This is a genomic window from Streptomyces sp. CNH287 (genome assembly GCF_000424825.1).
Window position 1 is genome coordinate 572,015 of the sequence record NZ_AUKQ01000005.1, and the last position, 23,860, is coordinate 595,874.

Genomic DNA, 23,860 nt, shown 5'->3' on the forward strand with positions numbered 1-23,860 from the left:
GGTACAAGCAGGGAGGGAGGTGCGGCGCACAGCCGTGCTTGTAGGATTGAAGCTACATCGATCCAGATGGCAACTCAATACATTGAAGTTTCTTCAATGGCGACGGCTCCAGGGAGGGTCCGCATGCCGCCTCGCTGCTTCGACCGGCGCCGCTTCCGCGCTGCGCGGCGGGCCGCAGACCTCACCCAGCGCGAAGTCGCCCAGGCGCTGGGGCTGGCGGCGGCCACCGTCGCCACCTGGGAGGCGGGCGGCTCCGTCCCGCCCGGTGAGAGGCTGCCCGCCTTGGCTCAGGTGCTCGGGGTGAGCCTGGAGGCCCTCTTCCCTCGTTCCGGTCCACCTGACCTGGCCGATCTGCGGCAGGACGCCGGTTATGCCCAGGGTGCGACAAAGGTGATCACCGGCACCCGCAGTGCGGACGGCGTCCTGAAGGCGGAGCGCGGCAGACGCCGGCTGCCGGACGCCTTCGTGTCGCTGCTGGCCACCGCCTACGGGGTGTCCCAGGCGCAGCTGCTGGCCGCACAGGATCGCTCCTTCGGCGCCGAGCCCCAGCCCGACGGTCCGCCGGCGCCGGGCTCGCTGGCGGACAAGATTCAGTCTCTGCTCGCCGAAACGCCCCGAAACGACACGGAACTCGCCGAGGCCGTCAACCGGGAGGCGGGCGCCGTACTGGTCACCGCGGCCGGCGTGGGGCATCTGCGCTCGGGCACCACCGCCGAGGCACACCCCGAACTCCTGGAGGCGCTGGCGCGTGTTCTCGGCGTTCCGCCGCAGTACCTGCTGCCGGAGCAGGACGCCGTGCGCGCGCTCGCCGCCCAAGTCGAAGAACTCGCCGCCTTCCGCCGTGGCGACGTCACCATCGCCGCACGAGGCAGCGGCGAGGTGAGCCCCCAGCTGATCGCGTTCATCGACCAGCTGCTCGACGAGGTTGAGCGCGGAGAGCTGCCCGGCACCGGCCCCGAGGGCGAGCGCGACTGACCCGCGCCAGCAGCAGAACAAATCAGCCGCCTACACCGCCGAGTGGGCGGCTGCCCGATCCCGCCCGGGCAGCGCGGCGCCAGCTCGACGCCGAACCGTGTCGGTGCCCACACCCGCCAACGTGGGCCGAGTACAGCAGCAGCCGGTTCACCTGCGCGTCGAAGTCCTTGCCGAGTACGGGAGCGTCCACCGGCACAGCGCCGGCCGGAGCGCCGAGCGCCATGGCCGCCAGCGCCGCCCGCGTCCAGTACATGTCCGCCACCGCATCAGCATCCTCACCTGCCAGGCCCTGCAGCCGCGCCAGCTCCACAGCTTGAGCCCGCAGGCCCCGCGGCGCGTGATAGCTGAGCGCGCGCCGCGCATCAACGATCTCCGTCACCCAGCGCTCCAGCAGCAGATCCGGCACATCGGCCGTGAGATCACGCGCGCGACGCACCGTTTCACTTCCGCGGCGTCCACGCCGCGCGGCGCAGGGAGGACGAAGCACCACCCAGGGCACCGCCAGGGCCAAGTCCCGCCACAGCGGATGCAGCCGGACCAGCGCACGCATCGTCCTCCACCGCACACCAACTCCCTGGACAGCGGGGATGCTCGCGCCCACCACCCACAGCGCGACCGCGGCGTCCAGCAGCGCCTGGGTCTGCGCGACACCCGCATCCATCCGCATCGGCCCCAGAGCCGTGTGCACACCGACAACATCGCGCACAAGGGCATAGAAAGCCCCGACGCCGGCACCCGCGGCCATCAGGGACAACCCCCACCGCATCGCCCCCCGCGCCCGACAGGCGGCGCCACCCCACTGCACAGCGCAGATCGCCATGGTGACCGCCACCCACAAAAAGATCACACCCCAATAGGCAGCGAGTGCGGGCACCGCGGACGCCCGGGCGACGGCTGAGGGACCTGAGCGGTCCACGGCGGCGAAGAACAGCACCGTCATCAGCACCACCCCCACCCCGCACACTGCCGGCACCGACCGAGAGGCCCGCTCCGACAGCCTGCCCCACCGGCTCCCCGCGGCGCCGCGGCCGACCGCGGACACGTACCGCACCAGCGCGCACAGCCCGACCAGCACGCTCACGTGCATCAACAGGACGTCCAAGCCGTCCACGCCGGTGAGAGCGGCCACCACCCCGCCAGGGGCCGACCCCAGCAGCCAGGCGGCCCCCAGCGAAACGCAAACCCCCCACAACGTCCGATCCCTCTCCGACCCCCGCAGCGCCCCCGGCACCCGCCATGCCATCTGCCCCAGCAGCAGCACAAGCACCAGGCCCGGCAGCGCCTCAGCCACGAAGACCACGCCTGCGCGGCAGTGCGAGAGGCAGGTTCAGGCTCTCCTCGAGGTTCTTGAGGACCAGATCATCATCGGCCCGAAGGCCCTGGCTTCGGGACTCGGCATGAAGCAGGTCGGCCAGCAGCTCGGCGCGCTGCTCGACCCGGGTGCCGAAACCGCCGTGCCCGCGCACCTGGCCGGCGGCGAGGAGCCGCCGCGACATTCCTGCGGGCAGCCCCGGCAGCAGCTCCCCGAGGCGCTGCCCGGGCTGCCCATCCTCCAGCCACAGATGTGCCACCTCGTGAAAGATGACCTTCCGTCGGTGGAAACCGCCTACCTCCCGCGCGCACAGGATCAAATCCAGTGGATGTGCATGGCAGCGGACGGACACCCCGCACGGTCCCCTCGGCCCCGGCGCGTCATCCGGCAGTTCCACAAGCCGTATCCGCCTGCCACGCGCAGTCTCCAGGTTGGAGAGGAAGACATTCATGCTGAATGGGTGGGGTACCGGCATTTCCGACGAGATCCGGCGGCACTCTCTGCGGACGCCACGCAATGACGGACCATTACGACGCCACCACCACACAGTTCCTCCTGCATATACCCCGTCCTGGAAATTTGCTTCCTGGGACGGTAGCCCATCCCTCTGATCAGGTCACTCCCGCCTCCGCCTGCAATCATGCAAACCCTGCCCACTATCACGGAGGCGGCTCACAAAGCGAGGGAGGGTCCTCATGCTGAATTGTGGAGAGCGCCCATGCCCGCTGGGGAAGAAGCTGCGATCCGGTCAGCGGATGAATCTTTACGGCAGCAGGCCAATAACAGTACCTCGCTGGCCAGTTGGCCTCGTGAATGTGAACGAGGGAAATTCGAAGCAGCCCTCAATCTCTGAGAGCGCATCTGTCGGCCCTGCCACCCCGCAGTAAATGACTGGCCATCAAAATCCCTGGAAGAGCACCATTTTGAACACGTTGGACGGGCCAGAACTGCTCCCGCGCTGGTCCGCGGGGCAGCGACCCGGCCCGGACCTCTCAAATAATCGGCGAACTCCTACAGGGCGACGTGCTGCATGGCTACCGCGACGGGAGCGCGGGCGCTGCGGCGCCCCTCGAAGACGCCCGGAAGAGCAGAGGAGGAGAATCTGTGAGGACGGTGCAGACGTCGCCGCCAGCCTGGCGGCGGTCTCAGGCGATGCCCAGGCACGGAACCGGCCTGTGCGAGCGGACGGCCGAGGAACTTAGCGCCGCCGACCGGGCACCTTCTGGCTCCACACGCATGACCTGGCACAGGGCTGCTTTTGATCTGCGCGGATCGCTACTTGGCGGCTGCGGATCCTGGACCGGCCGGAGCCCTCCTCCAGCTGCCGCCTGCGGGCGGTGGCTCGGCTCGCACACCGATGCTGAGCATGGCACCGTCATCACCGAGATGTGCAGCATGGGCTACGGGTTCGTGACCCGAGACGTGGCCGGTACCACCCCGGTGCACAACACCGCGCGTCAGCCTTCCGACAACTGGCGGCATATCACCATGCGCTTACCCACACGTCGACGGGAACGGAGCTGCCGGGGTGCCGAGCAGTGGACTGGCGGGGCCGTGATCGGCGATGCCGAGGTGGGCGAGCGGCGCGATCAGCCAGCACCACCCGAGCCCCAGCCGCATCGCCTGACCGTCTGGGCGAACAGGACCAGTTCGTAGGCGGTGAAGAAGCTCCAGTCGGCCGCGACCCATGCTGGCGACTTGGACGTCACCTTCGGTGAAGATATCGACGACAAGCAGCGACATCGCACCGGTCGGTGGGCCAGCGGCGAGCCCGGGTGTCATCTCACGGCCGATACGGTTGGTATGACGACGGTGTGCCCTGGAGGTGCGTCGCAGACCTGGGGCCCGGAACCGGAGGAAGTGCGGGCGGGGGGCGTCCCGGTGGGAAAGCGGAGCTCGAGCGGTGCAGCGAACATGCTGGCGAGGTCCGCAAGCTGAGGACACAGTGGGCACCTGCGCCAACCCCATTCAGGTTCTGAACTTGCGCAACGCCGAACTGGAGACGTACAGCGCCCGTCTCGTTGAATAGCTGCGGCAGTTCGTGGAGAGCGTCGCGGTCCTGCTGGCCCGGGCTGCCCCTCTCCTTGACGGACAGCCGACCCCTCACCTGCCGGTTCGCACCGTCTTCGGCAGTGTGACTAATGTGTCGCGCGAAGGACGTATGCGTTCTCCGCAGGGATACCTCTGAGCGAGATGAACGGGTCTGTCCTGGCAGAGCACACGGTCCGGGCGAGTGGTATGCGAGCAATCTGGTGATGCGCGAGCTGGACGGGAGGGCCGCAGGCGGCCCGATCGGGGCCCGCCTGGCTGCCTGGCGCCTTCGCCGCGGACTGACCAGCGAGGACCTGGCCTCCGGCGCTGGGCTGCCGCTCGATTACGTTGCCGGGCTGGAGACGGGCCGGGAGTGGGTGGACCGCCGCGGCTGGTTGGCGGCCCTGGCCGCCGCCTTGCGGCTGGATGTCGCGGACTTGACCGGGCAGCCCTACCCGCCGGGCGGGGAGGAGCACGCGGCGGTGCGGGCGGTCGCCTTCCATCTGCGGCGCCGCATCGCTCACCCGCACCCAGATACGGCCGTCGGCCTGATGCTGGATGAGCTGGCGGAGCGGACTCTGGCCGCCGCACAGGCCGATGCGGGGGGTGATGAGCACAGCCTCGCGCTAGCGCTCCCGAAGCTGGTCGAGGGCGCGGACCACGCGGTCGCCACCGCCTCGGCCGCCGGGCGGGAGGAGGCGGTGGCCCTGCAGGTTCAGGTGCATGTGCTGGGCGCAGGGCTGCTGCGGCGTCTGGGCTACAAGGATCTGGCCTGGATGCTGCTGCACCGGGTCCGCCCCGGTACCCGCGAGTCGCTGCCGGTGCTGGTCGAGGAGGTGCGGCTGCTGATCGACCTCGGCCTGCCGGAGTATGCGCTGGCCCGGGCCGAGCGGGCCGAGGCCGCAGGAGCCGGGTGGGAGCTGCCGGTGCTGGCCGCCGTCGCCCAGGCCATGGCCGGACGCCGCCGACACGCCGAACGACTCCTGGCCACTGCTGCCGGGCGGGCTACCGGCGCAGGGGAGTTGGCCATGGTGATCGCGGCCCGTGCCGCCGTCGCTGCCGAGTACGGCGATCCCGAGGAGGCCGCCGACCATGCCCGCGCGGCGGATCTGACCGCACTCGACGGTGCTCAGCGGTCCCGCCTGCTGATGGTTGCAGCAGTGGCCGAGGCCCGCCAGGATCGCGCCGCCCAGGCCGCTACCTGCCTCGTTGAGGCCGACGCTGCGGCGCCGCTGCGGCTGCGGCTGGACCCTTTCGCCCGGGAACTGGTCGCCGTGCTCGCCGCCCGCACCACCGACACCGTCCAGGCCGCGGCGGTGCGGAATCTGGCCGAACAGGCGGGCGTGCGGTGACGGCGCCCGTCTTGGCGGGAAAGTCCCCTGGGGCGGCAGACTCGCCCTACGCTACCTCTGAGGGACGGGAGTTGAGGCGGGGCGATGGACGAAGAGCAGGCCAGGCGGATCGGCGAGCGTCTCCGCTCGGCCCGTCGCCAGCGCGGGATGAGCCTGCGCAACCTCGCGGGCCTGGCCGGGGTTTCGGTCGGCTATCTGTCGATGGTGGAGAACGGCCGGCGGTTACTGGACCGCTCCAGCCACATCTCCGCCTTCGCCGAGGCATTGCAGGTCGCCCCGTCCGAGCTGACTGGTCAGCCCTTCGCCACGGCAGGCCCGCACGCGAGTGCGGCTCATGAGGCGATCCCGGCCCTGCGGCTGGCGCTGATGGGGGTCACCACGACTACCGCGCCGGACCGCCGCCCGCCCAAGGCTCCGGCGGCGCTCCTGGCCGAGCGGGTTACGAGGGCCAATCGGCTCTACCACGCGGCCGAGTACGGCACCCTGGCCGCCGGGTTGCCCGCTTTGTTGGCCGACCTGCACGCCGCGGCCGAGGGCGCTGTCGGTGCCGCCCGGCGCGAGTTGCTGAAGCTGCTGGCGGACGCCTACCACCCGGCCTGCACGCTGCTGCTGAAGAACCTCGGCTATACCGACTTGGCGTTCATCGCTGTCACCCGCGCTGCCGAGGGAATCGCGGAACTCGATGACCCGGTCTACTCCGCGCTCTCCGGCTTCTTCCACACGCATGTGCTGATGTCGGCCGGCAGCCCGGCCCAGGCCCTGGCCCAGGCCACCGCCGCCGCCAACACTGTGGAAGCGCATCTGTCGAGCCCGGATGCGCACGCACTGCTCGGCGAACTTCACCTGATCTCCGCCACCGCGCTGACCCAGGACCGGCAGCGGCCCGGGAAGGCCCGCGCCGCAGAGGTACGCGGGCACCTGGTCGAGGCCGCGAACCTCGCCGGGCGCACCGGCGAGACGCGGGCGTGGCACCTGAACTTCGGCCCCACCAATGTCGGTATCCACCAGGTGAGCTTGAACACCGACCTGGGTCTGCACGGTGCAGCCGTCACCGCCGGGGGCGGGGTGCATCCCGGGGTCCTGGATGAGGCTCCGGGACGGCAGGCCGCCTTCCATGCCGATCTGGGCCGGTCGCTTGCCCATCTGCGGGGCCGGGAGGCCGAGGCGGTCGCGGCCTTGCTGACCGCCGAGGAGATCGCCCCGCAGCGCATCCACGCCAACGCGCCGGTGAGGAACACCGTCGAGTTCCTCACCGACCGGCAGTTGCCCGCCCACACCTGCCGGGACTTGCGGGGCCTGGCCCACCGGATCGGCCTGCCACTGTGACCGGTGGTGCCGCTCGGCCCCGGCTGAGGACATAGGTCCGTACGTCGCTGAAGTGCACGACTCGTACGTGGCTGAGCATGCTCGCCCGTACATACCTCTGCGTGGAGTCCGTACGGGACCGAGCGCGTTGCTGCGTACCCGAACGCGCCGTCCGACGCGTCGTGTTCGGTTGGTTCACGACGGTGAACACCCCTGCGTGCTGAGGCCCTTACCTTCGGTCACGGTCCGGGCGGCGGCTTCCACCCGGAGAGAGAGGGTGAGCCGCGCGATGTCCAGCACTGCGATGCACCACTACTTCCAGGTGATCTCCACCGCCGCACATGTCCCGCTGGCCCGCCGCGAGACCGCGGCGGTCCTCGCTGACTGGGGTGTGTCCGAGCAGGTGGTGGACACCGCCTGTCTGATCATCAGTGAGCTGGTGACGAACGTGGTGCGGCACGCGGCCGTACTCTCACCCACTGCCACGGTCACCCTCGCGCTCCAAGAAGGGGCCTGGCTGGTGCTGGCCGTCGCTGATGCCCACCCGCTCAAGCCCAAGCCCCTGCCGGTCGCCCACGCCCTCGGCGGGCGCGGCCTGTTCCTGGTCGACGCCTTGGTCGGGGAAGTCCGCGGCCGTGTCGAGGTCGTCCCGGACACCGCCACCGGCGGCAAGCAGATCGTCGTCCGCCTGCCGCTGGCCCCCGTCCCCGCCGGATTCACCGCACGCGGCCGGCTCCCGGCACCGGCTGAGGCGTCGGCTCGCAATTCCCTCTACGAGAAAGGGCACAGCTGATGCTCGAATCAGTCCGCCACCTCGACCAGGTGGCCCGCGAGTGGAACATCAACCCCGAGGACGTGCTGCTGATCGCGCTGAACGCGTCCGGCGCCCGCTCCCCGCTGGCCAAGCCCCGCATGCGGTTCCGGCTGCGGTTGGACTCCCGCCCCGAGATCCCGCTGTTCCTGATCCTGTCGCTGGGCCGTGAGGACTCTCCGTTCGAGCTGGACGAGCACGAGCTGCGGCTGAACGGTGAGAAGGTCGGCGAGGTCGACGGCATCGAGGACGACGATGCGGTGCTGGGCTACTGGCGCGGCGGCAACAGGATGCTCACCCTCAATTCCAACGCCCGCAGCCAGTGCACCGGCTGCGTGTTCTGCCCCAACACCCTCGAAGACGCCTCCGACCCGAAGATCAAGGCCCTGGACCTGCCCGGCTACCTCGGGGCTCTCGCGTCGAACTCCGGCATGGCCGACCTCGCCTCGGTGGAGACGGTGACGGTCTGCACCGGCTGCTTTCTCTACGAGCAGCTCGCGCTGGAGCACCTCGCGGAGGTCCGCGCGGCGATGGGTGCGAACGGCTGCACCGGCACCCTGCACTTCCTGTCCTCGGTGTTGACCAGCGAGGAAGGCATGGACGCCGCCGCCGGTCTGGGCCCGTTCCATCTGACGCTGACCGCCGAGTGCTTCACCGAACGCCGCCAGATCCTCAAGGAGTCCAAAGCCAAGCTCACCCCCGCGCAGATGACCGCCGCCCTGGGCCGGGCGAAGCAGCGGGGCATCACCACCGACTTCACCTACATCGTCGGCTTGGACCCGATCGAGGACGCTGCCCGGCACCTTGAAGACTTCGTGCCGGTCACCACCACCTTCCCCCGGTTTCAGACCTACCAGGCCCACAACCCGTTCATGGACGTCTACCGCGCCCCCGGGTCGGAGACGATCGAGTGGCACCTGACCATGCGCCGCCGCCTGGAAGACCTCTTTGCCCCCACGGGCCTGCGCCCGCAGTGGTGGCAGAACTACCGCAGCCCCTGGTGCTTCACCTTCGCCGGTGAGGAACTGACGGGGGCGAAGATCTGATGACGACCCTCACCGTCACCGACCGGACAGCCGCCGCAGCGAGCGCGGTCCGGGCGGTTCGTGTCTGGCGGTTGCCTCCGCAGCCTGCCGGGCTCCCGCCCGGCCTGCCCGAGCCGGTCACCGCCGCGACGGGCGAGCCGCCGGCGGGCCCTGCCTGGGCCGAGCACCGGAGGCGGTTCGCCATCGAACTGGTCGGCGACGGCGTCTCCGGCTGGCAGGCCCCGGTCGGAGAGACGGTCGCGCAGATCGTCGCCGATGACCTGGCCGCCGGACTGATCGGGCACGATGCCGCAGCCCCGCGCCGCCTGGCCTACCGCAAGAAGACCGGGCGGCACCGCAGCGGGCCGCATGCCCGGCAGGCGGCCTCCGCAGTCGAACTCGCCTGCTGGGATATGGCCTCCCGCGCTGCCGGGGTGAGCGTGACCGGTCTGCTGGGCGGCGCCATCCGTCCCGTCGTTCCCGCGTACGCCTCAGCGCTCGGCCTCGACCCGGCCCACCCGGCGGCACGCGAGGCGGCGGCCTGGATCACGACCGCGGGGTTCTGGGGGCAGAAGTGGCCGCTGACCAGGAACCTGATCCTCGCCGGGCCGAAGGCTGTCGCAAGTACGCTCGGCCGCCTGCGGGAAGCGGCGGGTGAGGGCCGGTTCATGGTCGACGGTCTGGGCGGCTGCCGCCTGGACGAGGCGATGCAACTGCTGCCCGTCCTTTCCGATCTGGGGGTGGCGTTCGCTGAGGAACTGCTGCCGCCCGGCTCCTTCGGCTGGCACCGGCTGCGGGCGGCCGGTGCGGGGGTTCCGCTGGCGGCGGGTGAGCACGCGGTCGACGAGGCCGAGCAGATCAGGCTGCTGACCTGCGAGGGTGTGGATGTCTGGCAGGTCGATCCGGGCTGGTCGGGTGGGCTGGCCCGCTCCCTGCACACCACCGAGCTGGCTGCGGACCTGGGCATGGCGACGTTCCCGCACGGCGACCGGCTGCCCGCCGCCCTGGCCCTGGCCGGAGCCTGCTGCCGGGACAAGATCCCGGCCATCGAGTGGCACTTGACCCTGGAGCCGCTGCGGCAGCAGGTCTTCTCCACCCCCATGCGGGCCGAGGGCGGGCTGCTGCCGGTCCGCACGGCCGAAGGACTCGCCGAGATTTGCGTGCTGCCCGATGGGGCGGCGGCGTGGGAGGTGACGGGAAGGTGATCGCCCAGCCCTGTCTGCGCCGCACTGTGTGGGCAGGAGTGCGTGCGATCTGCTTCGACCTGGGCGGCACCCTGGTGCGCCTGGACTCCGAGCCGACCACCGGACAGGTCGCCCAGGTGCTGGGCATCTCGCTGGAGGAGTCCCGCGCGGTGATGGAGCAACGAGCGAAGCGCCGCCGGATCACCGCCGAGGACCTCGCCCGCGACCTGGCCGCGGCATTCGGCCGCACCGCTTTGGTCGGTCCCCTCACGCAGGTGCTGGAACGGGCCCGGCAGCGGGCCGCCGAACCGGAACTGTTCCCGGACGCCGCACCGGTCCTGACTGCGCTGCGACAGCGGGGCTTCGCGCTGTTCGCCCTGACCAACAGCCTCGGCTCCTCCACCCCGGCCGAGCTTCCTACGGCCTTCCGGACCTTGCTCGATCGGGTGACCTACTCGGCCGAGACCGGCGCGGTCAAACCTGAACGAGAAGCCTTCGCCGCCGTCGAACGCGCAAGCGGTCTTCGCCCGGGGCAACTGCTGCACGTCGGGGACTCCCTGCGGGCGGACGTGGTCGGGGCCACCGCGGCGGGCTGGCACACCGCCTGGCTGGACCGCCACCTGATCGGCGGCCCCTTGTTCAGCCCGGCTCGCACGGTCCGCCTCACCACGCTCACGACCCTCCCCCTGCTGCTGCCCGCCGGGCCCGCACCGGCCCCGACTGCGACCTCGGAGACCCGTTGATGGACATATCCGGCAAGCACTTACCGAAGGTGCCCGCCCACGACCCGCTGGCCAGCTCGGTTCCGCTGTTCGACCCCGCACAGCTGCCGCTGCGCGAGTGGTGCGCCGGCAGCCGCGAGGACGCGGTGACCGGCCTGATCGCCTTTCCTGACTTCCACAGCCACATCCCCCGCGCTCTCGCCGCCGCCCTGGCCAAAGGAGCCGGACTGGTGGGTCTGGCGATCGGGGACGTTGACGGGCTCAAGGACCATGTCGAGAAGGCGAACGCCACCGAGCCGGACTGCTACGGACACCTGGCAGGGAACAAGGTGATGGCCCGCCTCGGAGCGGTCACCCGCTCCTGGTTCCACACTCAGCCCTGGGAGGCCGGATGCGCGGCCACTTTCGGCGGCGACGAAGTGATCATCGCCGCCGCGCTGGATGACGCGGCCGACTTCCACCGGGCCGTCGCCGAGCTGCGTGACCGGCTCACCGATGAGCTGCCGGTCCGCGTCTCCTTCGCCCTGACCTTCGCTGCTGCCGAGCACCTTCCGACCGAGCGCGGCGGCGGCTGGAAGCATGCTTTCACCGACCGACTGCTGGCCGCGGTCGACCGCTGTCTGTTCACCCACAAGGCCGTCCGCCGCGCTGTTGGCGGTGAGGGTGGCGTCATCGCCGTCACCCAGCCCCCGCCGCCCTGGAGGGAGGTCCCGGCCAAGGACGGACGCGCGCTGATGCCGCTGCCGGTCGGCGCCGAGACCCTGCACGTTCTCGCCCGGCCCACCGGCACCGGGGCGCGCATGCTGCTGCTGCCCTGCACCGGACCGGTCGGCCTGCGTGGCAAGCGGCTGCGGGTGACCTACCCCGACGGCACGGCCCGCACTGTCGTGGCCGTCTCCCTGCACGGCCAGGCCGCCATCCCCCACGAGAGCGCCGTGATGGAAGGGCCGGGTATCCCGCTCACCCTCCACCCCGTGCGTGAGAAGTCCGCCCGCGGCGTCCCCGAGGACCTCGCCGCAGCCCTGGAACGGGCCCGGCTGGACTGGTCGATCCTGCCCGCCCACGAGCAGGCGCAGATGCTCCACCTGATCACCGAATCCGCCTCCGACGACATCCGTACCGCCCGCATCACCGCCGTCATCGACGCGGTCGCCACCCGTACCCGGAGCTGATCCATGGCCCTCACCGGCATCCCGTGCGCCGACCCTCCGCAGCCTGCCGGGCTCCCGCCCGGCCTGCCCGAGCCGTCCGGCTTCCCTGATTGGGGCCACACGGCCGACCAAGCCGCCGAGGCCGTGCCCGATCAGGGCATCGACGCCTGCTGGCGGGCCCTGAACCTTCTGTGTGCCGCCCAGCTCTACCTGACCGACAACCCCCGCCTGGCCCGCCCCCTGCGGACGGCGGACGTCAAGGAGAACCCGCGCGGGCACTGGGGGGTGTGCCCGCCGGTCAACTTCATGCTCGCCCACCTCGGGCCGCTGACCGCCTGGCGCCCCGCCGGCTCCGAGCTGTTGGTGCTGCACGGCGCCGGGCACGCGGGTCCGTCCGCACTCGCACACGCCTACCTGGGCGGCACCCTGCACCTGACCGGGAGCGGGCCGGGCTGGTCGATGCCCGAACTGCGGGCTCTGATCACCGGCTTTCCGCACCCAGAGCGGTTCGGCGGGGAGATCACCCCGCTCATCCCCGGCGTCCGGCACACCGGCGGGCAGCTCGGCCCCGCCCTGGCCATCGCGCAGGGCATGGTGCTGGACGCCCCGCACCGGCTTGTCGTCCCGCTGATCGGGGACGGCGAACTGGAGACCGGGGCTACCGCGGCGGCCTGGTTCGCACGCCGCGCCCTGGCCGGCAGCGGCGACCATGGGGCGGTACTGCCGGTGGTCTTGGCCAACGGCCTGCGGATGGGCGGCCCCTCGCTGCTGGCCGGCATGGACGAGGACGAGGTACGCGGCTACTTCACCGGCCTCGGCTACGAACCGCTCATCCACGACGGCGCTGACGTGCCGGACTTCCGTCGACTGCTGGCCGACGCCCTCCACCAGGTGCGTCCGCTCAGCGAGAAGGGGCGGCAGCCGGTGATCGTGCTGACCATGTCCAAAGGCCACACCGGGCCGGACCGCGTGGCCGGACGGCTGATCACCGGAACCCCGGCCGTCCACAAGACCCCGCTCAAAGATCCCCGTCGCGATGACGCGGAGTTCGCTGCACTGGCGGCCTGGCTTACCTCCTACCGGCCCGCCGAGCTGTTCACCACCGAGGGCCGCCCGACCGATCTGGTCCGCCAGGCCCTGCCCGGCCCTCCACAGGATCAGGAGACAGCCCGGCCGTCGGCCCCGCTGGCCTCCCCGGGACCGCAGCCCTGGCCGAACGTCTCCACGGTCATCCGCGAACGGGCGGCGAACGGGGCTTTCCGCTTGTTCAGCCCGGACGAGATCGCCTCGAACCGGCTGGAGCTGTCGGCGGACGGCTCGCTGCCGCCCTGGGCGGTCGAGATCCTGAACGAGGAGATCTGCCACGGCTGGCTTCAGGGCTACACCGAGACCGGCCGGGACGCACTGCTGGCCACCTACGAAGCGTTCGCCCCGGTCAACACCAGCCTGCTCGTCCAGCACCTCAAGCACCGGCGCCTGCGCTATCTCACCGGGCAGGGCGGACTCCCGTCGGTCAACTACCTGATCACCTCGCTGGGCTGGCGCAACACCTACACCCATCAAAACCCCGGCCTGGTCTCGTCGATGCTGGAGACGGAGGACGGCTTGGTGCACGTCTACACACCGGCGGACGCCACGCGGGCCGCCGCCGTCCTCGCGGTGATGCTGGCCAGCCGCGACCGCGTCAACTTCCTGATCACCGACAAGCACCCCGGACCTTCGTTCCCGCCAGGCCCGTTCCGCGACGAACTCACCGACGGCGCCGCCATCTGGCCCAACCTGAGCCACCGCGGCCACCCGCACCTCGTCCTCGCCTCGGCCGGGCACATCCCGGCCCGCGAACTGTCGGCCGCCGTCACGCTGCTGCGCCGGTCGCACCCCGAGATCAAGATCCGCTATCTGCATGTCAACGACCTCGCGGTCCTCGGCCCCGCCCCGCACTGGCCCTACGCTCTGTCCGAGAGGACCTTCACCCGCCTCTTCAGCACCCACATCCCCGTCCTGATGGCCGTCCCCACCCACCCCGGCGCCGTCCGCGCACTACTGGCCGCCCGCGGCGAGACCAGCCGCTTCCACGTCGTCGGCTACCGAGAGCCCGGCCGGCCCACCACCCCCGAGGGCCTGCTGGAACACTGCGGCCTCTCGGCCTCCGCCCTCTGGGCCCAGGCCAACCTCATGATCAAGGAGCGCAGCCGGTGACGACCCTTGAATCGGCCTCCCCGCCCGATCCAGAGGTCCTCGACGCCTCCGAGCGCAGTGGCTTCGTCGTCCTGGGTGACGTGATCACGCCCGAGGGGCGCGAGCAGGTCGCCGCTGCGGCTGATCGCCAGCGACCGCACCTCGGGCGGGACCGCAGCATCGACGGCAAGGACGGCTTCCGAGGCATCGTCGCCATGGACGACACCCTCCTGCCGCTGTCACCAACCCGGCGGAATGACCCCGAACTCGCCCAACTGGACGCGAAGGACTGAGATGACCTCCCACACTCCTGACCAGCTGTTCGCCTCCACCGCCTCCTACTACGCCCGCTTCCGGCCCGGCTACGACCCAGCCCTATACGACATGCTTGCCGCGCGCTTCGCCCTCGACGGCAGCGAACGTGTCCTTGACCTGGGCACCGGCACCGGCGTGCTCGCCCTCCCCCTCGCCAAGCTCGTCGGCCACGTCACCGCCGTCGACCCCGAGCCCGGCATGCTTCAAGAGGGCCGCAAGCTCGCCGCCGAGCAGGACATCACCAACATCGAATGGCGCCTCGGCGACTCCACCACCCTGTCCGGCATGGCCCTGGAACCGGTGCTACTAACCGTGATGGGCGCCGCCTTCCACTGGATGGACCGCGACCAGACCCTGCGCGACCTCGACCAGCTCATCGAACCGAACGGGGCCGTCGTCCTGGCTTCCAGCGGCGCCCCCGGTGACATCGAGCCCGCCCCCTGGCTCCAGGCCATCGCCGAGGTCCGCACCCGCTACCTCGGCCCAGAGCGGCGGGCCGGCTCAAGCACCTACACCCACCCCAAGGACCGCCACCAGGACGTGCTGGCCCGCTCCCCGTTCTCCCACATCGAAACCGCCCGCTGGGACCGCACCATCACCCGCACCCTGGACCAGGTCATCGGCCTTCAGCACTCCTACAGCTACTCCAGCCCCACCCAACTCGGCGACCAAAAGGACGACTTCGAACGCGACCTCCGGAAGGCACTCGCCGACTTCAACCCCGCCGGCACCTTCGACGAACTCGTACGCACCGAAGCCGTCATCGCCACGCGAGCTTAACGACCCATGCGCCGCTGCCCGGCTGAGGGCTGGCTGATCTCCAACCTGCTGGCCTCTGACCGAGCGCAGTGGTGTTCTCGTCCGCACAGGAAGGGCCCGAGATATCGGAGCCGCCAGCCCCAGCGCGTCCGCGAGTTCGCACACCATCGCGGCCCCTGACTGACCTTCGAGGGCCGAGGCGGATCTCGACGATCGGCTCCCAGTTCATCCGCCAACCCGTGTCAGCGTCGGAGGCTTGGAAGTCCCGGAATACTGGTTGCCGGACTTCACAGAGTCACGAGGGCATCGCGCGCTACGCGGGCGAGTGCGGCTTGGGCGGGTGTGGGTAGGCCGAGTCGGTTGAAATGGAAGAGGGCGTGGTGCGCGAGGAGTTCGCGCAAGCCGCGGTGGAGCTGTCCGTCGCGGTCGAGGTCCGCGAGCCGGCCGCCGGCCTCGCTGATTGCCGTGAGCCAGCCTGCGAGCTGCGCAAGGGGTCCGTTGCTGCCGATGAGTGCGCTGGTGGGGCGGGTGTCCAGGGTGATCAAGTGCCGCAGCTTGGGCGCCATTGCTTCCATCCGGACGGCGGGGACGTCGGTCTGGAGGGGGCGCTTGGCGGCCGTACGGTGCCAGATGTCGGCTTGCTCGGCCCCTTCCTGCCCGGCACCGCGGAACAGCGCACTGAGCACGAGCACGGACACCTCGCGTCGGCCGAGCCCCTGGTCGGCCCGGTGGAGGTAGTTGAGGACCTCGCGGCTGTCGGCGTGGAAGTGTCGGTGGGCGGCCTCCATGCCCGCGGTGCCGCCGAAGATGTACGTTTCGGGCTCATAGACGCTCTCCCGCCACCCGGCGATCTGCTTCTGGTCGGTCAAGCGGTCGAGCACGCCCCCGAGCGTCTCGGCCAGCTCGGTGTGGCTGGTGGCAGAGCCAGGGCTGCAGCGCAAGCGCCAGCAGGGCGCTTTGCGCACGAACCACCATGCCGAGAGTGTCCCCATCTCCTCCGCCTCGTACAGCCAGGGCCACAGATGGGTGAGCACGGTGTGTTCGGCGGTGTCCCAGTCGGGGAAGGCGATGCGAACCTGGTGCCAGCTGTGCTGGCCGCGTTGTTCGCAGAGGGCGCTGGTTCCGGCGGCTTGGTAGGTCTCGATGGCCTCGGCAAGGTCTGCTGGGTCGAGGCCGACCTCGTCTGCGGCCTGGGTCAGCGGGGTGCCGGCGAGGTAGGCCAGGACGGCGCGCTCGGCGGCGTGCGGGGTGGCGGGCTGCGTCATCTTCCTCACCGTCATCCGAGCAGGAGGCTGGCGTCCCAGCGCGAGGCTGCGAGGCCGCCGTGGGCGTCGGCGTCCAGGGCGAGGGCGGTGCCGGTGGCACCGTCGAGGAACCCTTCCTCGCGGACGGGCGGCTGGTCGTGGACGAGCGCGCGGAGCTGAGGCAACCGGTCGGTGAATCCGTCGGTGAGGGCATCGTGGGAGATGCGGTGGGTGGTGTGCAGTAGCCCGGCGGCGCCGTGACACAGTCCGCCGTCGCTGATCTGGCCGAGTTGGGCGGGGTCGTCGAGGCAGGCGAGCAGGGCGTGCTCGGCTGCTCGCTGCCGGTGGGTATCGCCGAGGGCGCGGGCGGCGAGCTGCTGCGCGCGGGCCAGGCCAGGGGTGCCGTAGCACCAGGAAGGCCGCGTCGGGACGGGGCGGTGCACCTCTTTGGTGCGGTGCTCGGTGAGGGTGATCCACTGCGGCCACCACGGGCCGGTGGGCCCGTCCTGGCGCCAGGTATCCAGCCAGGTGCAGATGCGGGCGATAGCTCCGTGCTGGCCGTCGACGGTGATGCCGTGGAGCGTGGTGAGGGCCATAAGGGACAGGACGCCGCTGATGCCGTGGGCCATGCCGAGGTTGCCGTGTCCGTCGGGGAACGCGGCCGAGGACTGGTGGGTGGGGCCGGTGGGTGACCACCAGCCGGGCAGATGGTCTTGGTCGCCGGGCAGGGGCTCGATGAGCCGCACCAGATAGGTGAGGACCTCGCGCAGCACGTCGTTCTCGCCGTGGCGGTGCAGGAGGTGGGCGCCGAGGCCGGTGAGGCCGTAGAAGATGTCGAACTCGGCGACGTGTGGCCGCATTCCGTGGTCGATGCGGCGGTGGGCTACGGCCAGCCGCTGCCGGGTCAGGGCGGTGACGTGGGCGTCCAGGGTCTTCCGGGCGCGTGCGTAGCGGCCGGTCCCCTGGGCGGCGGCGTGCAGGGCGAAGGAGACAGCCGGGGCACCGTAGAACAGCGACGCTTGCGGCCCGCCGAGCAGATCGCCTCCGGCCGCGCGGGCCAGTGCGGCGTGCGCGGAGGACCAGGTGCCCCTGCTGGTGTGGGCGCGTTCGATGGGCAGCAGCGCGGCGCCGACGGCGCCGTGGGCCAGGGACTGGGCGCTCTCGTGCGGCTCGGTGCTGGTCGTCACGAGGCGGCTCCTCGGCGGCGGGCGCTCCAGGACAGGGCGGCGGTGCGGGCGAGCCGGTGACAGACGCGTTCACAGTCTTCGTCGATGCCGTGGGTGCGGATGTGGTGCATATGCAGCAGGGACGCAACACCTCTTCCGCCGCGGGCCCGGCGGCTTCGGTGAGGCGAGCGCGGTAGGCAGCCAGCGCCGCTCCGCGTTCCCTCCAGGCCGCGCTGATCTGAGCGCCGCCTGGCAGGCTGCTGACGGCTGTCTGTCCGGCATGGGGGTCGGTCAGGCGGATTGCCTCGCCATGGAGGTCCCGGCTGGTGGCGGGCGCGGCCTGATTGACGATGTGGTCGATCATCCAGCACATGCCCGCCGTCCGGTCGCCGAGGAAGACGGTGATGATGTCGGTGAAGCTCGCTGCGGTGAGCGCCTGCGGTCTGGGGCCGGCGTGGGTCATCTGTGTGAGGGCAGCCGCCGAATCGGCGGCGAAGAACGCTTCGGCGGCCTCCATGGCAGTCCCGGTGCCGTAGCGGCCGGTCTCGGGGCGGTAGGTGGACAGTTGGAGGTCGCCGATCAGCCCGGCGCGGCGTAGGCCGACTGCCCAGGAGCCGAGACGGGCGGCGGCCGTGCCGTAGGCGGCGGTGTCGGGGAGCCGGAAGCGCAGGCGCAGATGAGGCTGGGGGTCGGCGTAGCGCACGAACCACCACTCCGGCGCCTCTGCCCAGTGCGCGAGGAGGGCGGGCAGGTGCTGGATGAGCAGCTCGGGCTGCCGTTCGGCGTGGCCGAACAGCTTCGCGTACAGCCAGGGGGAGGCGCCGGGTAGATGCTCGTGCTCCCGGCTGACGGTGCTGGCCCAGGGCTCCGCGGCCGAAGATGCGGCGGAGGGTGTGGGGTCGGTGGTGGCGAGGGGCGCGACGATTTCGTGGGCGTGGCCGTCCAGCCAGCCGTACGCGTCCACCTCGGGGGCCTCATGCACGGTGGCGTGGCCCTCGGTGTTCAGGTGGGTGCGCAGCAGCTGGCGGTGTGCGTGCTCGCTGAGGTTCAGGCGGATGCGGCGGTCGTCGTCGCCGAGGAAGACCGTCTCGGGTAGGTGGAAGCGCCGCCTCCAGCGCGCCAGCCCGTACGCCCATGCGTCGTCCGGGGCCTGGGGGCCAGGCAGGTCGGTGGTCGGGATCTGCCAGCGGGCGGGGGCGAGCACGGTGCGGCCGTAGCGCACCCGGGGCAGGTAGGGCAGGTGGCGGGCGGCGCCCCAGGAGAACGGGGCGAGCACGGCGGCCCGTGCGCGAGGCAGCTCGGTGAGGAAACGTGCCAGCGGGTGGGTGAAGTTGGTCAGCTCCACCGCATTCATCAGTACGGGTTCGACGGGTCGGCCGGTGGAGCGGGAGACCAGGTGCAGGCGCTGGGGGTCGGCGCCGACGGCGAGATCGTCCAAGTCGAGACGGCCGGGTGCGGTGCTGTGTTCGGCCAGGGAGATCACGCGCGGAAGCACCTGGCGGGCGCGGGCGACGTTCTCGGTCCGTGCCCGCAGAGGCGGAGCGGATATCTGCGCGCGCAGCGCGCCCGCCTCCGTGGTGGGCACGGCCGCGTACACGGAACCCATCCGGGCGCGGTCGTCCTCGGTCAGCAGGTCGAGGAAGCGCCCGGTGGTAGTGCCGGCCCCGTTGGCCACTCCGGTGACGACGAGCTGGAAGTCACCGTGCTCCACCTCGACACGGGTCGCGGCGTGGAGGCGGAAGCACAGTTCCAGGTGGGCGGGGACCTGCCCAGCCTCTTCCACGCTCAGCTCGTGAAGCACCTGCTGGTCGAGGGTGATCTCCTCCGCACCGTCGAGGGCAGCTTGCTGGAGGAGGGCCAGCAGTTTCTCCTCCCGCGGGCTCCCGGTGGGGGCTGGCAGCGCGAAGGGTGAGGAGCGGTACCCGGCCGGGAACCCGAGGCCCACGTCGGCGTCCACCACGTCGCGCACGGGGACCAGGGCGCCGCTCCCGTATCGCTCCAGAAAGTGGGAGTGGTACTCCCGCCAAGCCGGGGAGCCGCTGGGGAAAGGGCTCAGGCGCACCAGGGCCGCGGCAGCCTTCTCCGCCTCCCGCGCCACTGCCTGCGGCAGGACAGCCTCGCAGTCCAAACGGGTATCCAGCACGAGCGGCTGTTCCACTTGGCCAGCCCGGCCGGTGAGGGCCTGCATGCGGCTGCGGGCGCGGGCGCGCAACGCTCGGCGGCCGGTGGGCGCGGCAGCCAGGCGGGTCAGATCGCGGTGGAGTTCGCGCAGCGACTGAACGGTGTCAGCGACCGCGTCGATATCGTCAGCGCCAGCCGCGCGCAGCGCGGCCACGAGGTGGCCCAGGGCATCGGTGGCAGTCATCGGCGGGCGCAGACTGGTGATCAGTACCCGGCGGGAGATCAGGTCTGCGAGCAGCTTCTCGACCGTCCGGGCGGCAACCTGCGGATAGCAGGCCGTGAGCGCCTTCGCCACCCCTGCGGCGGTGACAGGAGCGGCGGTGACGGTGTCCAGGACGACCTGGACAGCCGGGGTGAGGCGCATGCTCACCTGGGACGGGGAGCCCTTCTCATGGTGGGGCGGGGGCTGGAAGGGGATGACCAGGCGTGAGCCACGGACGAAGGCGGTCACATCGGCGGCCACAGGCAGGCGCTGCAGCAGCTCGGGGCACGCTTCCAGCTGCGTGATGACCTCGGTCAGCCACACCGCGTCTGCCCGGACGACGGTGTGGTGCCGCCCGCCCCACTGCACCTTCGCTTCCGGGGCGAACCGTAGCGGGGCTATACCGGCGAACAGCCCGAACGGGGTGGCCCGGTGCCGCATCCGCAGCAGGTAGCGGACCAGCGAGACCGCAGCCCGCCGCACCTGGCGGGACTTGCGGGTTTCGCCCGCGCAGATCTCCTCCAGACGGCGGGCCAGCAGCGGGCTGGCCACTTCGACGGCCTCGGCGACCTGCTCGTCGGCCCAGACCTGGCGGATCCATGCACGCCACCGCTCCACGTCGGCGTCCGCTCCACCGCGCAGGTCCGGCCAGGTCGCCTCCGAACGGGCCGCCGGATGAACGGCGGCCCGCACCACGGCCGCCTCGATCAGCTGATACACCGTTCCCTCCCCTTTCCCGGGGCGGCCCGGCCCACCGGGCTTTCCGGGGGCCGGGCTGCCGTTCCTGGCTCAGCCGATGACGCAAGTGCTGTTGGAGCAGGCGCTCTTGCAGGTGTCGGTGCAGTTGTCGGAGGTGTCGTTCAGTAGACCAGCGATGACCGGGCCCTGCTCGACGACCGAGATGTCCAGGTCGAAGTCCGTCTCAGCCCCCGCCGGGGCTGCTATGAGTACTGCCGCTTCCATCGTTCCTCCCGAGAATCGGTTGGGGATGTGCTCTTGCAGTTCCTGGCGCCTGTTCACCCGGTGTGGGCGGGCCAGGAGATGGTGACAATCCGGTGCCGCTTGGACAGCACCAGACCAGAGGGAAGCTCGTCAGCGGGTGTGTCGGCCGGGTAGACGCGGTAGACGGCCTGGTCCTCGCGGTGTTCGCGGTCCCAGGCTCGGACGGCCTCCACCAGACGGTCGGCGGCCTTGGCCGCATCCGGGCCGTGGGCGTAGGCGCCGAACTCATACAGGTCCTCCTCACCTTCGACCAGCCGCACCACCCGGTAGGCGAAGCTGCCGCCGTCCAGGAGGGTGGAGGTCCCCAGCGTGGAGGCCGAGGCGATCAAGCCGCGCTCGCGGGCCTTGGGGGTACCGGCCATCAGGGCGTAGTCGGGCAAGCAGGTAGCCAGATACAGGTCCAGGTTGGCGAAGGACACGGAGCCCCCGATGGTCACCCCCGACCAGGCTTCGCTCTTCGGTTGCATCAGGGCCTGGCTGAGCGCATCTGTGTCAGCCTGCTGCTGGTCATCCAGCCGCAGTCCGATCTCCTCGTCCTCCACGTCGTGCAGCATCGCCAGCCGTACACGGTTTTCCCCCGCGCCTTGCATGGGCACGAACCCGCACAGTCGGTAATCCCGGCTGACCAGATGCCCCTCCTCGTCCTCGAAGACGACCGAGCGGGTCAGGCCCCGCGCCCGCAGCGGCACGACGATCCGTCCGCCCTTGGCGAGCTGGCCGGTCCAGGCCACAGGGATGTCCCACGCGCCGACGGTGACGATGATCCGGTCGAACGGTGCCCGCTCGGGCAGGGCCTCTTCGCCGTCTGCGACCGCAGTGTGCACCCGGCCGTAGCCGGTGGCGTCCAGCAGGCGGCGGGCGCGGGCGACGATGTCCGCGTCAATGTCGATGCTGGTGACCTCGCCGCCTTCGCCGACCAGTTCCGCGATCAACGCGGCGTTGTAGCCACCGCTGCCGATCTCCAGCACACGCATCCCCGGCCGGATCTCGGCCTGTTCCAGCATCATGGCCTGCACGCGTACCGCGGAGACGGAGGAGATGTGGACGCCGTTCTCGTCCTCCTTGGTGATCTCCGCACGCTCGGGCGCGTACGCCTGCTCCAGCGTCACACCCTGGGGGACGAACAGATGCCGCGGCACGGTGCGCACGGCTGCCGCGACCGCCTCGCTGTGCAGGGCGTTCAGCTCACGCAACTGGCCGATCAGCGTCTCGCGCAGGGCGTCGATGCGTGCGGATTCAGAAGGGGTATCGGTGTCCATCGTTCGGAGTGTAGTCACGGGTAGCAGGCCGTTCACAGACGGTGAAAGTCGGACAGGGATGACACGGAATCGTGCATGTCACCGGCGGGGCTGCTGGTGCTGTCCTGTCCCGGCTGGGGGCAGAGCTCACCGGCCGGGACAGGACGGGTGGTGCGGCCCGCACCGTCGTGGTGTGCGGGCACTGCCGCCCCGGGGGTGGAGTGGCGAGGTCTGTCCGCCGTGTGGTGTCGCGGGGCAGCCCGGGCGGGGGCGGTCAGCCGCAGGGGTGGGCGGCTCGGTCGGTGGTGGCCGTCGTGATCCCGTGAGGGCCGGGCTCCTCATGCGGCCCGCGGCCCCATGGTTCGGCGGCTGTGGTGGTCGGGACGGTGGGAGTGGCCAGTACGAGGGCCGCCGCTGCGGCGATGGTGGCTATGGCGATGGTGACGTGACGGATCATGGTCTTCCTTCTTGGGAGGGTGCGGACGGTGCCGCGATGTGGCCCGCGTCGGCACGGCGCGGGAGCTTGGCCGGTGGGTGGCGGCGGCCTCCGGCCTGATGAGACCCCGGGGGCCGGCGTTCAGTGGATGAGGTCGATCCAGATGTGGGTGAGGACGAGTACCTCGACGCGGCGGTGGCGGAGGTAGAGGAGCAGGCTGGCGGTGCCCAGGAGGATGAGGGCGAGGGCGGGGGTGCCGTAGGAGAGGTGGCCGCCGACGCGGCCGAGGAGGCTGATGGCGGTGATGGTGGTGAGGGGGAGGCGTGCTGCGGTGCCCAGCGCGACGACTGCTGCCACCAGCAGCAGTTCCTCGGCTATGCCGGTGTAGCAGTAGAGCGCGGCCTGCGCGCCGCCGGTCTCGTACGCGGACAAGCACAGGGCGCCCAGGGTGTTGACGGTGAGCATCAACTCAGGGGGGATACGCAGCAGTATGGACGGCGCCGCGGTGAGCGCGCTCATGGTGAGGGCGGCGTAGAGGGAGTGGGGGTTGAAGTGCCACTGGGGTGCGTAGCCGGCCGCTGTGGGGGCTGAGGGTGGCAGTGTGGCGCCCAGGTAGGCGATCAGTTCCATGGTGAGGGCGCAGGCCAGGGCCATGCCCAGCATCATCAGCCAGTAGGGGCCGTCCACGGTCCGGTGGCGGGTGCGGGGAATGCTCAGGTGTTGCCAGGTGATGCCGTGCCGGGCGCACACCGTGAGGGTGAGCCAGGTCAGCAGGGCGGTGTAGGCGAGGGTGTCCACCAGGTCCGCCAGGGCGGAGGACTGCATGGCGTTCGCGATCCGCGCGGTGATCGTGATCGCCACCAGCGCGTACGCCAGGGCGAGCTGGCCCGCGCGGAAGCGCTCGGGGCGGTTCATCAGCTGGAGGATGAGCCAGTAGCCGACGGCCGCGTAAGCGGCCACGTGCACCACCTCGTTGGCCAGCGATGGGGGTTGGGGCAGGCCGGCCAGCGGGGCGAACGCGATCAGCGAGGAGGACATCGTGCCGGCCAGGCCGAGCACGACCAGGAGCGCGAGGTCACGCCCGGCGCCGGGGGAAGCCGGTACCCACTGGGTCAGCGGGCGGGAGGGTAAGGCGCGGGCGGCAGGGTCGGCTGTGGCGGGCGGCTCAGCATGATCGGAGCCTGGAACAGTCACGTGGTGGCGCTCCTTGTGAAGGGCCGGATGGCACTGGGCAGTAGGTGGAGGAAGAGGACGGGACGAGGGCAGGCTCG

Annotated in this window: 19 protein-coding genes and 1 pseudogene; 11 read left to right on the forward strand and 9 right to left on the reverse strand. The window is 71.0% G+C overall.

Translation table 11 applies throughout. From position 1 onward, the window contains the following. The first annotated feature begins 123 nt into the window (after positions 1 to 123). Positions 124 to 975 carry a helix-turn-helix domain-containing protein gene (locus tag H299_RS0108990; RefSeq protein ID WP_027748144.1) on the forward strand — a complete coding sequence of 284 codons (852 nt, stop codon included), beginning with the start codon at positions 124 to 126 and terminating at the stop codon, positions 973 to 975. Positions 976 to 997: 22 nt separating this feature from the next. On the opposite strand, the gene H299_RS0108995 is transcribed toward H299_RS0108990, so the two are convergent. After that, positions 998 to 2,266 carry an MAB_1171c family putative transporter gene (locus tag H299_RS0108995; protein WP_158692301.1) on the reverse strand — a complete coding sequence of 423 codons (1,269 nt, stop codon included), beginning with the start codon at positions 2,264 to 2,266 and terminating at the stop codon, positions 998 to 1,000. Then, positions 2,259 to 2,738: a hypothetical protein gene (locus tag H299_RS39550; RefSeq protein ID WP_158692302.1), complete on the reverse strand. Its 480-nt coding sequence runs from the start codon at positions 2,736 to 2,738 to the stop codon at positions 2,259 to 2,261. Before H299_RS39550 ends, H299_RS0108995 begins: the two co-directional genes overlap by 8 nt. A gap of 1,804 nt (positions 2,739 to 4,542) precedes the next feature. On the opposite strand from H299_RS39550, the gene H299_RS0109005 reads away from it, so the two are divergent. From H299_RS0109005 to H299_RS0109050, 10 genes are all read left to right on the forward strand, one after another. Next, positions 4,543 to 5,670: a helix-turn-helix domain-containing protein gene (locus tag H299_RS0109005; protein ID WP_027748147.1), complete on the forward strand. Its 1,128-nt coding sequence runs from the start codon at positions 4,543 to 4,545 to the stop codon at positions 5,668 to 5,670. Between the two features lie 84 nt (positions 5,671 to 5,754). Beyond that, positions 5,755 to 6,996, forward strand: coding sequence for a helix-turn-helix domain-containing protein (locus H299_RS0109010; protein ID WP_027748148.1), 1,242 nt, complete (start codon positions 5,755 to 5,757; stop codon positions 6,994 to 6,996). 268 nt (positions 6,997 to 7,264) lie between these two features. Then, the gene (locus H299_RS33045; RefSeq protein WP_078512571.1) at positions 7,265 to 7,768 is read left to right on the forward strand and encodes an ATP-binding protein; all 504 of its coding nucleotides are present in this window, start codon (positions 7,265 to 7,267) and stop codon (positions 7,766 to 7,768) included. Then, on the forward strand, positions 7,768 to 8,832 hold the full coding sequence (locus H299_RS0109020; protein ID WP_027748149.1) for a hypothetical protein: 1,065 nt from the start codon (positions 7,768 to 7,770) through the stop codon (positions 8,830 to 8,832). The genes H299_RS33045 and H299_RS0109020 overlap by 1 nt, the downstream gene beginning before the upstream one ends. Further along, positions 8,832 to 10,016 (forward strand): enolase C-terminal domain-like protein, encoded by a 1,185-nt coding sequence (locus tag H299_RS0109025; protein WP_027748150.1) that lies wholly within the window; start codon positions 8,832 to 8,834, stop codon positions 10,014 to 10,016. Before H299_RS0109020 ends, H299_RS0109025 begins: the two co-directional genes overlap by 1 nt. Then, the gene (locus H299_RS0109030) at positions 10,013 to 10,738 is read left to right on the forward strand and encodes an HAD family hydrolase (RefSeq protein ID WP_486587203.1); all 726 of its coding nucleotides are present in this window, start codon (positions 10,013 to 10,015) and stop codon (positions 10,736 to 10,738) included. Before H299_RS0109025 ends, H299_RS0109030 begins: the two co-directional genes overlap by 4 nt. Beyond that, the gene (locus H299_RS0109035) at positions 10,738 to 11,889 is read left to right on the forward strand and encodes a GGDEF domain-containing protein (RefSeq protein ID WP_027748152.1); all 1,152 of its coding nucleotides are present in this window, start codon (positions 10,738 to 10,740) and stop codon (positions 11,887 to 11,889) included. Before H299_RS0109030 ends, H299_RS0109035 begins: the two co-directional genes overlap by 1 nt. Before the next feature lie 3 nt (positions 11,890 to 11,892). Next, on the forward strand, positions 11,893 to 14,067 hold the full coding sequence (locus tag H299_RS0109040) for a phosphoketolase family protein (RefSeq protein WP_027748153.1): 2,175 nt from the start codon (positions 11,893 to 11,895) through the stop codon (positions 14,065 to 14,067). Further along, on the forward strand, positions 14,064 to 14,339 hold the full coding sequence (locus H299_RS0109045) for a hypothetical protein (RefSeq protein WP_027748154.1): 276 nt from the start codon (positions 14,064 to 14,066) through the stop codon (positions 14,337 to 14,339). Before H299_RS0109040 ends, H299_RS0109045 begins: the two co-directional genes overlap by 4 nt. A 1-nt stretch (position 14,340) precedes the next feature. Beyond that, a complete protein-coding gene (locus tag H299_RS0109050) occupies positions 14,341 to 15,141 on the forward strand; it encodes a class I SAM-dependent methyltransferase (protein ID WP_027748155.1) in 801 nt (266 codons plus the stop codon). A gap of 266 nt (positions 15,142 to 15,407) precedes the next feature. Here H299_RS0109050 and H299_RS39885 read toward each other — a convergent pair whose 3' ends face one another. From H299_RS39885 to H299_RS0109100, 7 genes and pseudogenes are all read right to left on the reverse strand, one after another. Continuing rightward, on the reverse strand, positions 15,408 to 16,385 hold the full coding sequence (locus H299_RS39885) for a thiopeptide-type bacteriocin biosynthesis protein (protein WP_486587209.1): 978 nt from the start codon (positions 16,383 to 16,385) through the stop codon (positions 15,408 to 15,410). An 11-nt stretch (positions 16,386 to 16,396) separates the two neighbouring features. Then, positions 16,397 to 17,551, reverse strand: a complete 1,155-nt coding sequence (locus tag H299_RS39890; RefSeq protein ID WP_037758183.1) for a lanthionine synthetase C family protein — start codon at positions 17,549 to 17,551, stop codon at positions 16,397 to 16,399. Between the two features lie 151 nt (positions 17,552 to 17,702). Then, positions 17,703 to 20,633 (reverse strand): annotated as a pseudogene (locus H299_RS39905) (lantibiotic dehydratase); the annotation flags it as partial. Between the two features lie 69 nt (positions 20,634 to 20,702). Next, entirely contained in the window at positions 20,703 to 20,876 is a 174-nt protein-coding gene (locus tag H299_RS38175; RefSeq protein ID WP_078512572.1) for an FxLD family lanthipeptide, read from the reverse strand. Between the two features lie 53 nt (positions 20,877 to 20,929). Further along, entirely contained in the window at positions 20,930 to 22,174 is a 1,245-nt protein-coding gene (fxlM, locus tag H299_RS0109090) for a methyltransferase, FxLD system (RefSeq protein WP_027748161.1), read from the reverse strand. Between the two features lie 253 nt (positions 22,175 to 22,427). Beyond that, on the reverse strand, positions 22,428 to 22,610 hold the full coding sequence (locus H299_RS0109095; protein WP_027748162.1) for a hypothetical protein: 183 nt from the start codon (positions 22,608 to 22,610) through the stop codon (positions 22,428 to 22,430). Positions 22,611 to 22,730: 120 nt separating this feature from the next. Then, complete coding sequence (locus H299_RS0109100) at positions 22,731 to 23,783, reverse strand: hypothetical protein (protein ID WP_158692304.1); 1,053 nt, start codon at positions 23,781 to 23,783, stop codon at positions 22,731 to 22,733. Positions 23,784 to 23,860 lie beyond the last annotated feature (77 nt).

Coding starts and splice junctions, on each gene's coding strand:
- H299_RS0108990 (WP_027748144.1), top strand. CDS start 124: ATGCCGCCTCGCTGCTTCGACCGGCGCCGCTTCCGCGCTGCGCGGCGG.
- H299_RS0109035 (WP_027748152.1), top strand. CDS start 10,738: ATGGACATATCCGGCAAGCACTTACCGAAGGTGCCCGCCCACGACCCG.
- H299_RS0109010 (WP_027748148.1), top strand. CDS start 5,755: ATGGACGAAGAGCAGGCCAGGCGGATCGGCGAGCGTCTCCGCTCGGCC.
- H299_RS0109050 (WP_027748155.1), top strand. CDS start 14,341: ATGACCTCCCACACTCCTGACCAGCTGTTCGCCTCCACCGCCTCCTAC.
- H299_RS0109020 (WP_027748149.1), top strand. CDS start 7,768: ATGCTCGAATCAGTCCGCCACCTCGACCAGGTGGCCCGCGAGTGGAAC.
- H299_RS39885 (WP_486587209.1), bottom strand. CDS start 16,385: ATGACGCAGCCCGCCACCCCGCACGCCGCCGAGCGCGCCGTCCTGGCC.
- H299_RS0109095 (WP_027748162.1), bottom strand. CDS start 22,610: ATGATCCGTCACGTCACCATCGCCATAGCCACCATCGCCGCAGCGGCG.
- H299_RS39550 (WP_158692302.1), bottom strand. CDS start 2,738: ATGAATGTCTTCCTCTCCAACCTGGAGACTGCGCGTGGCAGGCGGATA.
- H299_RS0109005 (WP_027748147.1), top strand. CDS start 4,543: ATGCGCGAGCTGGACGGGAGGGCCGCAGGCGGCCCGATCGGGGCCCGC.
- fxlM (WP_027748161.1), bottom strand. CDS start 22,174: ATGGACACCGATACCCCTTCTGAATCCGCACGCATCGACGCCCTGCGC.
- H299_RS38175 (WP_078512572.1), bottom strand. CDS start 20,876: ATGGAAGCGGCAGTACTCATAGCAGCCCCGGCGGGGGCTGAGACGGAC.
- H299_RS33045 (WP_078512571.1), top strand. CDS start 7,265: ATGTCCAGCACTGCGATGCACCACTACTTCCAGGTGATCTCCACCGCC.
- H299_RS0109025 (WP_027748150.1), top strand. CDS start 8,832: ATGACGACCCTCACCGTCACCGACCGGACAGCCGCCGCAGCGAGCGCG.
- H299_RS0109040 (WP_027748153.1), top strand. CDS start 11,893: ATGGCCCTCACCGGCATCCCGTGCGCCGACCCTCCGCAGCCTGCCGGG.